The following is a 10,293-nucleotide window of genomic DNA, read 5'->3' on the forward strand; positions in this document are numbered from 1 at the left end:
TTATGTGGACGAAACAAGTAACCGATATGATAATCGCAGGTGTAGGGGAAACATTATACATGACCCTGTTTTCCACCTTCTTCGGATATGTATTCGGAATGCCCCTTGGTATTCTCCTGAAAGTATCTGACAAAGAAGGCCTGCGGCCCAATTCAGTACTATATAAGATCCTGGATGTGATCGCTAATATTTTCCGAAGCATCCCATTCCTGATCCTGTTGATCCTGCTCATTCCATTCACCAGATTTCTGGTAGGAAAAAGCTATGGAACCACAGCCACCATCGTACCCCTTACCATTGCGGCAATCCCTTTTATCGGACGAATGGTAGAGTCTTCCCTGAATGAGGTAGATCCGGGCGTTATCGAGGCTGCAAGATCCATGGGAGCAAGCAATCTTCAGATTGTATTTAAGGTAATGCTGGTAGAAGCAAGAACATCCCTGATCTCAGGAGCCACCATTGTAACTGGAACCATTCTTGGTTATTCCGCAATGGCAGGAACCGTAGGAGGCGGCGGACTTGGAGATATTGCAGTCCGTTACGGATACAACCGCTGGCAGACAGACATTATGCTGGTAACGGTCATTCTTCTGGTAGTACTGGTACAGATTTTCCAGACGATTGGTATGCTGATCGCCAACAAGCTGGACAAACGAAAATAGATCACAGACCGCATGAAAAACCTTATCTGTGAACAATAACGAAAATTGATAATTGGCAGGAGCTTCCAATCAGCTTCTGTTCATTATAAAAATGAACATAATGTAGAAACAAAATATATTTTAAAAAAACGAGGAGGAACTTTATTATGAAAAAATTAATCGCAGCAGCACTTACAGGAGCATTAGTGCTTGGAACCGTTGGAACATCCGTTGTTTTCGCAGCAGATGATGATAAAACCATCACAGTAGCAGCATCCGAGACACCACATTCTGAAATCCTTGAGGCAGCAAAACCAATTCTTGAGGAAGAGGGCTACGACCTTGAGGTAACAGTCTTTGATGATTATGTACAGCCAAACGAAGTAGTCGAGAGCGGTGATTTCGACGCAAACTACTTCCAGCACATTCCATATCTGAACAGCTTCAACGAGGAGAAAGGAACCCACCTTGTAAACGCAGGCGGAATCCACTACGAGCCATTTGGAATTTATCCTGGAACAAAATCCAGCCTTGATGACATCGCAGACGGCGACACGATCGCAGTACCGAATGATACTACAAACGAGGCAAGAGCACTTCTTCTTCTCCAGGACAACGGAATTATCAAACTGAAAGACGGTGTTGGTCTTGAGGCAACTGTAAACGACATTGAGGAGAATCCATACAACGTAGAAATTGTTGAGCTTGCTGCTGAGCAGGTAGCGCGTGTTGCAGAAGAGACTTCTTACATTGTCCTTAACGGAAACTATGCACTTCAGGCGGGTTACTCTGTATCTAAAGATGCACTTGCATATGAAACCTCTGATTCTGAGGCTGCCAAAACATATGTAAACGTAATCGCAGTAAAAGAAGGAAACGAGAACAGCGACAAGATCAAAGCTCTTGTGGACGTATTAAAATCTGACGAGATCAAAGATTTCATCAACGAGAAATATGACGGAGCCGTTATCCCATTCGAGGACAGCGACGACGCACAGGCTGAGGATGCAGACGCAGCAGACGCTGACGAGAGCGCAGATGCAGAAGCTGACACAGCTGACGAGGCAGCTGAGGAGACAGACGCTGAATAATCAAAAAACCATAAGAAATTTAAAAATGTGAAATAGGAGAAGCACTATAAAGTGGATTCATGCAGCGGATTCCTTTATAGTGCTTTTTGTATATAATTTGTAATAGAAAAGTAACCCTGGTGAAACGAAATTAAATTATAATATATTTAGTTATACGCAAAAGAAGGAGAACGTGTGAATGAATAAATTTGGCAAGAAAATAAATTGGGTACTGGGGGTGCTTTTTGCAGGGTACTGGGCATATACGCTGCTGTCTGTAATCTGTTTAAATAGAAATGTGGCTTACAAAAAGCGCACATACGAATACAGCAATTTCGTACCAACTTTGCTGGCTGTTATAATTTTGGCAGTTATATTCTGGGCAGCTGGCAAAAAAGTAATCAGTAGAATTGAGAAGATAGAAAAGAAAAAATTCTATTTGCTTTTGATTGTAATGGATATATTGGTGTTTGGCGTGCAGATGTATCTCATGACTTACCTTTCAAAGCCAATCCGTTATGATTTTCAAAGAGTTCGGGAAACTGCGATTAAATTGGCTGAGGAACATACGTTTATAAATCAGGCATACTTTAACTATTACCGGATGAACCGTAACATTTTGTTCGTTTTTGCAATGTTAGTAAAGATTTTTAAAGACTGGCAGCCAGTTATCGTAATAGGACTGTTACTGGTAAACCTTTCTGTGTTTTTTTCGGCACAAATATGTTATAAATTGACCGGAAAGAAGAGCATTGCATTTGCCGTTTATTTGATTGGCGTGTTTATGTTTGATTTTGCATATCGTTCATTTGTTCCTTATACAGATAATTATGGTGTATTCTTTTTGACTGCTTTTCTATTTGTTTTTATAAATTGGAGAGACAAAATTGGATGGAATATTATTTCAGTCATTCTTTTAGCAATTGGCTGTTATATTAAAATTACAGTAGCTATTCTGGTAATTGCAGGCGGAATTGTTATACTATGTCTGCAAATTAAAGATAAGAAAAAGTTTATAAAACAAGCTGCTATTTTGTGCCTGGTATTTGTATGCACATTTGGCGGTATTATGAAAATGCAAAATAGCTATTTTGAAAAAAATGGATTTGTAGATGATCCATCAATTCAAAGAGGACTATGGCATTATTTTATGATGGGGCAGAAAGATGCTTACCTTGGGGCTGTAAATGTAAAAGATATCCGATATACAGATAGTTTTGCTACCGTAAAAGAACGAAATGCCGCAAATCGGGAAAAAGGAATAAAAAGAATTAAGAATCGTGGGCTGGTAGGAAATCTTTTCTTTTATACGTACAAGAACTTCCAAAATTATAATGATGGATGTTTTTCACCAGTTCAAAGCGTGACAAAAGGTGAGGAAAAGTACGGGAACTCGTTGGTCGAAAAAATTTTTATAAAAAAGAAAGCGTATAATCGCTATTATGCTTTAATGGAACAGACACTATGGCTTTTGGTATTAAGTTGTATTATGTTTGCTGGAATAAAGACGAAAAATAACAGTAAAACAATGCTGTATTTAAAATTAGTAATTTTAGGTGTATCTGCATATACAATGATTTTTGAAAGCCGACCGAAATATCTGTTTATGTTTATTCCGGTTTATCTGATTTTGGCCGGATTAGGGCTAAATGAATTGAATAATAAGAGGAAATGGATTAGAAAAATCAGTTGAAAAAAATCGTATAATTTGCTATTATAAAAACGAATTTTTTCAGGTATTGAGGTGAGGCCAAGTGAAAAAAACTGAATGTGCAAACCGTTTCGTCTGCCTGTTTTTCAGCGTGGCGATTGCGGTTTTATGTGTATTCTTTGCAGGCATGGAAGCAAAGGATATAATGCATGTTTATGATCTGAAACCGGCCTCTGCTTCTTTGATCTCACCAGAGCTTTCCAGAAGCGCCCAGACAAGTGCGGAAGAACTGACAGGACTTCGGCAGGTGTCTGTAAGGCTGGAGGCGGACCAGCGCCTTCGCTACAGGAGCGGTGTGGAAATCCTGGTGCTCATCATGCTTGCAGTTCTGCTTGCAAATACCGTATTTTATAAAGCCAAAAAGCGCCTGCTGACCAGGAACGACACGGATGGCAGGCGGTTTATTATCTGTTACATCCATCATCAGGACGGACAGAAATACGGAAGATCATATATCGTTGTTTAAATATTGCAAAATGCTGCAATTGTTTATACTGTTTGCAGTACTGGCAATTATTTTCCATGTAAACAAACGGATATGATTGGAGGTATGACACTATATGTTACTTAATATTTTTATAGGAGTAATGATTGTTGCAGCCATTGCAGTCGGTCTTTGGATGGCATGGTTTGACAGTCATGGAGGAAAGAAATGATAGCACAGATTTTTGCAGTAGTAATTTTCCTGACGATGTTTATTCTGATCATCACAGAAGTCTGGGAAAGACATATTGTTACGCTGGGATGTGCGCTTCTTACACTGATTCTGGTATTTGGAATCTGTATGCACAGCCCCTCAGCCATTATTGAAACACTGAACATACATAGTATTTTTTCATCCGGATTCTGGCACACTGCTGGTGAAGCAAGTGAAGCTTCCGCTGGAATCAACTGGGAAACTATCGTGTTCATCGCTGGCATGATGATCATGGTAGAAGGTATGGCAAACTCCGGATTTTTCCGCTGGTTATGTATGAAGATCGCGAAAATGGTGAAATACCAGATCATTCCGATTTTCATCACATTTATGCTTCTGTCCTTTGTACTGGCTATGTTTATTGACAGTATTACGGTAATCCTGTTCCTGGCAGCAGTTACCGTAGAGCTGTCACAGCTGTTGAAATTTAATCCGGTACCGATGATCCTTGCAGAGATTTTCTGCGCCAATCTTGGCGGATCGGCTACCATGTGCGGAGACCCGCCGAACATTATCATTGGAACATCCCTTGGATTTTCCTTCGCTGATTTCGTAACAAACACAGGTCTTATCGCATTGATCGCCCTGGTACTGGTTGTGATCTATTTCTACTTTGTTTTCCGCAAAGAGCTCACTGAAAATGCGGGAAAAATCGATCCGTCCACATTACCGGATCCCGGGGAAGCAATTGTAAGCAAGAGAGGCTTTACCATCAGCTGCGTGATCTTCCTTTGCGCTGTTGTTCTGCTGGTAACCCATTCCCAGACCGGACTTACGGTATCCTGCATTGGTGTGTTTATTGCAGCTGTGACACTGATCACTTCTGGAAAAGATGCATTAGACCTTCTGAAAAAGGTGGATTACAAGACCTTGCTTTTCTTTGTGGGACTTTTCGTAGTTGTAGGCGGCCTGGAGCAGACAGGAATCCTTACCATCCTGGCTGGATTTATTGGCAAAGTTAGCGGCGGTAACCTGAAGGTAATGATCGCCATCATTATCTGGGTATCTGCTATCGCAAGTGCATTTATTGATAATATCCCATTTGCAGCTACCATGATCCCGGTTATCGACAGCCTGGCAGCCGCACAGGGAATTGATATTTCCATTCTGGCATGGGCTCTTGCAATGGGTACTGACATCGGCGGAAGCGCCACTCCGATCGGAGCTTCTGCAAACGTAGTTGGTATCGCAACTGCAGCTAAGAGCGGTCACATGATCAAATGGGGAAAATACTGCAAGGCTATGGCACCTGCCACGATCCTGGTTGTCCTTGTTTCCATGCTGATGATTTATGCAAGATATTTATAATGCCATTTAGAAGGGAGCGGATACCATGAAACCACAAAAACAGGTGATCATTTCCATCGGACGAGAGTTCGGAAGTGCAGGACACGAAATCGCAGAGCGAATCGCCAAGCGCTATGGATTTTCCCTGTACGATCACAATCTTTTAAGAGAGGTGGCGGACAGCCACAATGTAAAAGTGGAAGATCTTGAAATCTTCGATGAGATGAAGCACAACAAGCTGCTTTACCGTACTGTTAAGGGAATGAGCAGTTCCCCGGCAGATAATGTTGCACTGATGCAGTTTAATTTCCTTCGTGAAAAAGCTGACAAAGGAGAGTCCTTTGTAGTTGTAGGACGCTGCTCTGAGACAATCCTGAAGGACTATGAAGGACTGATTTCCATCTTCATTCTTGGAGATATGGAGCATAAAGTTGCCCGTGTAGCCCGTCTCTACGGCAAGACCGATAAGGAAGCCGAGCGTTTTATCAAAGAGAAAGACAGAAAGAGAAAAAAATACCACGACAGCCATTGTAATTCCAAATGGTCAGATTCCCACAACTATGACCTGAGTCTGAACAGCAGTACTCTTGGCGTAGATGGAAGCGTTGAATTTTTGTCATCTTATATTGACAAAAGGATAGCGAGAATGAAATAATGTACTATGAAAGTCCCGGACGGCAGCCACGAAGCAGCTGACTTTCATATATAAAAATGTCTGCGGAGCAGACATGTCCGATTAATGACAAAGGTTCTGCCAGGACGCATGCGAGTGTCATGGCGGAACCTTTGTGGCTTTTATCCAGGAGGAAAATTTATGTTCACTGATGACGAAAAAGACTACATCATGCGTATGATCAAAGAGATCGCCCGTGTCCTTGCCAGTGTCATGCTTGGGAAAAAATATGTCCAGGTGGAATTGCCGGTAGAATCCAAATACCAAATTTCCGGCGACAAGCTTCACCATATGAAAACCATGGTGGACAGAGGCGAGATCAACGAGGCAGAGAATGAACTCCTTGACCGGATCGATTACGCTGACAAGGAAGACCTGGCAGAAGCCATGTTTTTCTACGAATATGCGGCGTCCAAAGGGGATGAATTTCTGGAAGCGCACAGCTATTCCCTGGAGGAAATAAGGGATGGGATCCAGCAGCTGGCAGAAGATGCAGGATATGGAAATATTATAAATATGCTTGATATCAGGTAAAATCTCTTGTAATATATGAAATACTGCGATTTTACAGTGAAATCGCAAGTTTGTTTTAAATAATGAGGAGAACAACATGTTTCTTGAAAAAAACAGAGACAGAATAGAAAAAGACTTTGAAAATTTTTCAAGGGAACTGCCCCAGAAGGCGGAAGAAATAAAGAAGAGAATGGAAGCACTAAATCCGGATATTGTGATCGGGATGAAATATCTGTACAGCAATATGCCCTATAGCGATGTGGGAAACTATACCTTTGACACTTACCTGGATTATGTGCAGCAGGGAATCTATCTCTGGGAAAATTCCCCTTATGTAAAGAATTATCCAGAGCTTTATTTTCTGAATTACGTACTTTTTCATCGGACAAATGATGAAGAAATCAAACCATGCCGTACCTATTTCTGGGAAAAAATAAAGGATAAGGTCCAGGGGAAGACCATGGTGGAAGCTGCACTGGAGATTAATCACTGGTGTGCGGGAGAAGTGATGTACCAGGGAACGGACATGCGTACCGGTTCCGCACTGGAAATTTACAGAAGCGGTGTAGGCCGCTGCGGTGAGGAAGCCGTCTTTGTGGTAAATGTAATGCGAAGTGCCGGAATCCCTGCAAGACTAGTGTATGTGCCAAGATGGTCCCACTGTGATGACAACCATGCCTGGGTAGAGGTCTGGTGCGATGGCGACTGGCATTATCTGGGGGCCTGCGAGCCAGAAGCTGTTCTGGACAAGGGCTGGTTTACCAATGCAGCATCCAGGGCCATGATGATCGGTTCCAGATGGTATGACCGTGCTATGCCAGACGAAGAAGTGATCGGAAAAGATGGAATGAACCGGATCGTCAATCTTCTTGGGAAATATGCCAAAACCAGGTGGATCACTATTACAGTGGAAGATCTGGATGGAACTCCGGCAGCTGGGGCAAAAGTACAGGCTGAGGTAATGAACTATGGGGGATTTTCCCCGATTGCAATAATGGAAGCTGACGAAAATGGCTGTATTTCCTTTGAAACCGGTTTTGGAAGCCTGCTGATCTGTGCTGTTTATGATGGTGCTTACGGGGAAAAGGTGATCGACACAAGAGAGGACGACCATTTTACCTGTACTCTTGGTGAAGAATATGAGGATGAGCTTTGGGTGGATTTTGACATGAATGCACCGGAGGATACCGGCAGAATAAGCTGGAATATTACCAAGGAACAGGAAGAAGAGAATAACCGCCGGATCGCCGCTGAGGCAGAACACTGCCGCCGTAAGATCGAGAAATTCCAGCCGCTGTGGAAGCGCTGCCTTTTCGGACATACCATGGAGGAAGTGGAGCCTATGATGGCTGTTTTGTCCGAGAAAGACAGAAGAGATGCTTTTCCGGAAGTGTTGGAGGGCCATTATCAGGAGGCCTCTGTTTATCGCGAATTTAATCCAGATGAGATTTACATTCCATATGTATGGAATCCCCGTGTGGAAAATGAGGTCCTTACCAAGTGGAGAAAGAAGATCCTGGGCTATTTTGATAAGGAGCAGAGGGATGCTTTCGAAGCAGATCCAAAGAGCATCTGGACCTGGATCGAAGAGAACATTTCGGTCCGCAATGACAAAGAGCGCCTGACTGCCTACACCACTCCTGGGGCAGCACTGGAGCTTGGAATTGCAGGAGAGAAATCCCACAAGGTGCTTTTCGTGGCAATCGCCAGAACCCTGGGAATCCCATCCCGCCTGAATCCTGCGGACGGAGCCATTGAATACTGGGATGGAATGAGGTTTGTAGCAGTATTGGAAGAAAGCCGGAAGGAATCCCATCTTACCGTTTTCGCCGGGGGAAAAGAGGACTGGAATTATTTCCAGAACTGGACCATTGCGGTTACAGACGGAAGAGGATACCTTACCCTGGATTTCAGTGACCGCAAGTGGGAAGCTGGAAAACTGGAATTGGATATCATGCCGGGTGATTACCGGATCCTGACTGGAAACCGTCTGCCAAACGGAAACATTCTGGGAAAAAGATACGATTTTCATATTGAAAAAGATGAGACGAAGAAGGTAGAACTGGAGCTTCGGGAGTATAGTCTGGAGGAAATGTTCAACCGTCATTCCATTCCAGATTCCAGGCTGACCGATCGGGCTGGAAATCAGGTGTTGATGTCAAAAGTGACGGGAAAAATGAGCGGAGACACTGCCAAATGTGAAAATGGCATGGCTGAACGAGACATCCTCTTCTGGCTGGAAGAAGACCGTGAGCCTACCGGGCACATTCTCAATGAAATAATGGATCTGAAAGAAAAATACGAAAAAATTCAAAAACAGATTATATTTATCCTTCGCAGCGAAGATTCTTTAAAGAATGCTACTCTGGCGAAATGTCTGGAACTGTTCCCTGAAATTCAGGTGTACTTCCATGATTTCGGCAAAGACAAGGAAATGACCGCCCGCCGTATGTACGTAGATTCCAGGAAGCTGCCGCTTATGGCCATTACCGAGGGCCAGTGCCAGGCTATTTTTGCAACAGCTGGATACTCCGTGGGTATGGCAGATCTGTTGTTGAGGATTTTTGAGGCATGAACCGGGATCAGATCAAATACGTAGCCATGTTTACCATGCTATTAAACCATATTGCAAACGTTTTCCTGGAACCAGATACTTTTCTTTTTGAGGTGATGGTGGACGTGGGTTATTTTACCGCTATCACCATGTGCTACTTCCTGGTAGAAGGCTACGGCTACACCCACTCCAAAGAGAAATACGGCAAACGGCTTCTGCTGTTTGCCCTGATCTCCGAAATCCCCTTCTGTCTTGCATTTACAGAAGAAGGAACTATCAGTTTCGTAAGTATGAACATGCTATTCACTCTTTTCCTGTGCTTCCTGATTCTCTATGCAATGGAAAAAATCCCTTCAGGACCCCGGCAGACTCTCTGCATCTGGGGCCTGGTAGTTGCTTCTGCCTACAGCGACTGGGCTCTTCTTGCCCCCATCTTCACCTACTGCTTCGCAAGCTGTGGCCTCTGGGATGCACAGGGGAAAATGCTGTCAGCTGGCAGCCGGAATGCAGATCAGAAAAGCCATCTGGCTGGCGAACAGAATCCTGAACGAAAAAAACTTTTATGGAAGGTTTTCGGAAAGGCAATGCTGTTCTTTGGTCTGTTAAACCTTGTAGAAAACATGGGGCAGACCACTCCTGCCAGGGCTGTTATCCAGTCCTTCGGCTCCACAGCCGGAATTCTGCTCTCAGCACTTTGCATTATCTATCTCTACAACGGAAAACGCTCCGAAAAACATCGAACCTTTTCTAAGTGGTTCTTCTACATTTTTTATCCGGCACATTTGCTAATATTAGGTATATTGAGAATTGCTATTTAATGTGTTGGTCGTTATCCCAGACGCGATTTCACAATGTATATTCACCGCCGCGCGGAGCAACGTTCCGGCAAGCTAGCTGGTAACTACGACTAAGGCGCTCGGGAGAGCCCTCTCGCCTAAGTCTTCGTAACCATCGGATCTCGCCTCCACTAAAACCGCTCCTGAAATGCGCGGCTACGTGAATATACATTGCAAAATCGCTGGTTACTGGCAGAGGGAAGAAAGAAACAGTAACGACAACAATGGGGGGTGACGTAGCTGCTATCCCGCATATTTACTGGCTTTTCTAATCTACCGTTGCCAAAAGGTATCGGGAAAACAACACATGT

Annotated in this window: 9 protein-coding genes; all 9 read left to right on the plus strand. The window is 43.5% G+C overall.

The window, feature by feature from the left end; genetic code table 11:
* Positions 1-2 precede the first annotated feature (2 nt).
* The 9 genes from LIQ05_RS09905 (at position 3) to LIQ05_RS09945 (ending at position 9,964) form a co-directional block, all read left to right on the plus strand.
* Entirely contained in the window at positions 3-662 is a 660-nt protein-coding gene (locus LIQ05_RS09905) for a methionine ABC transporter permease (protein ID WP_226820378.1), read from the plus strand.
* A gap of 146 nt (positions 663-808) precedes the next feature.
* A complete protein-coding gene (locus LIQ05_RS09910) occupies positions 809-1,732 on the plus strand; it encodes a MetQ/NlpA family ABC transporter substrate-binding protein (RefSeq protein ID WP_226820379.1) in 924 nt (307 codons plus the stop codon).
* 178 nt (positions 1,733-1,910) lie between these two features.
* Positions 1,911-3,404, plus strand: coding sequence for a hypothetical protein (locus tag LIQ05_RS09915; protein ID WP_226820380.1), 1,494 nt, complete (start codon positions 1,911-1,913; stop codon positions 3,402-3,404).
* A 61-nt stretch (positions 3,405-3,465) separates the two neighbouring features.
* Complete coding sequence (locus tag LIQ05_RS09920; protein WP_226820381.1) at positions 3,466-3,888, plus strand: hypothetical protein; 423 nt, start codon at positions 3,466-3,468, stop codon at positions 3,886-3,888.
* 186 nt (positions 3,889-4,074) lie between these two features.
* Positions 4,075-5,427 (plus strand): SLC13 family permease, encoded by a 1,353-nt coding sequence (locus tag LIQ05_RS09925; protein ID WP_226820382.1) that lies wholly within the window; start codon positions 4,075-4,077, stop codon positions 5,425-5,427.
* 25 nt (positions 5,428-5,452) lie between these two features.
* The gene (locus LIQ05_RS09930) at positions 5,453-6,061 is read left to right on the plus strand and encodes an AAA family ATPase (protein WP_226820383.1); all 609 of its coding nucleotides are present in this window, start codon (positions 5,453-5,455) and stop codon (positions 6,059-6,061) included.
* Between the two features lie 159 nt (positions 6,062-6,220).
* Positions 6,221-6,613, plus strand: coding sequence for a DUF6483 family protein (locus tag LIQ05_RS09935; protein WP_226820384.1), 393 nt, complete (start codon positions 6,221-6,223; stop codon positions 6,611-6,613).
* A gap of 76 nt (positions 6,614-6,689) precedes the next feature.
* The gene (locus LIQ05_RS09940; RefSeq protein ID WP_226820385.1) at positions 6,690-9,167 is read left to right on the plus strand and encodes a transglutaminase domain-containing protein; all 2,478 of its coding nucleotides are present in this window, start codon (positions 6,690-6,692) and stop codon (positions 9,165-9,167) included.
* On the plus strand, positions 9,164-9,964 hold the full coding sequence (locus LIQ05_RS09945) for a TraX family protein (protein ID WP_226820386.1): 801 nt from the start codon (positions 9,164-9,166) through the stop codon (positions 9,962-9,964). The genes LIQ05_RS09940 and LIQ05_RS09945 overlap by 4 nt, the downstream gene beginning before the upstream one ends.
* Positions 9,965-10,293 lie beyond the last annotated feature (329 nt).

The sequence above is a fragment of the Blautia glucerasea genome, assembly GCF_020537505.1.
In the GTDB taxonomy this organism is placed as follows: domain Bacteria; phylum Bacillota; class Clostridia; order Lachnospirales; family Lachnospiraceae; genus Blautia_A.

Bases quoted from the DNA above. Each gene is read 5' to 3' on its own strand.
- LIQ05_RS09925 (WP_226820382.1), top strand. From the start codon at position 4,075: ATGATAGCACAGATTTTTGCAGTAGTAATTTTCCTGACGATGTTTATT.
- LIQ05_RS09910 (WP_226820379.1), top strand. From the start codon at position 809: ATGAAAAAATTAATCGCAGCAGCACTTACAGGAGCATTAGTGCTTGGA.
- LIQ05_RS09915 (WP_226820380.1), top strand. From the start codon at position 1,911: ATGAATAAATTTGGCAAGAAAATAAATTGGGTACTGGGGGTGCTTTTT.
- LIQ05_RS09905 (WP_226820378.1), top strand. From the start codon at position 3: ATGTGGACGAAACAAGTAACCGATATGATAATCGCAGGTGTAGGGGAA.
- LIQ05_RS09940 (WP_226820385.1), top strand. From the start codon at position 6,690: ATGTTTCTTGAAAAAAACAGAGACAGAATAGAAAAAGACTTTGAAAAT.
- LIQ05_RS09935 (WP_226820384.1), top strand. From the start codon at position 6,221: ATGTTCACTGATGACGAAAAAGACTACATCATGCGTATGATCAAAGAG.
- LIQ05_RS09930 (WP_226820383.1), top strand. From the start codon at position 5,453: ATGAAACCACAAAAACAGGTGATCATTTCCATCGGACGAGAGTTCGGA.
- LIQ05_RS09945 (WP_226820386.1), top strand. From the start codon at position 9,164: ATGAACCGGGATCAGATCAAATACGTAGCCATGTTTACCATGCTATTA.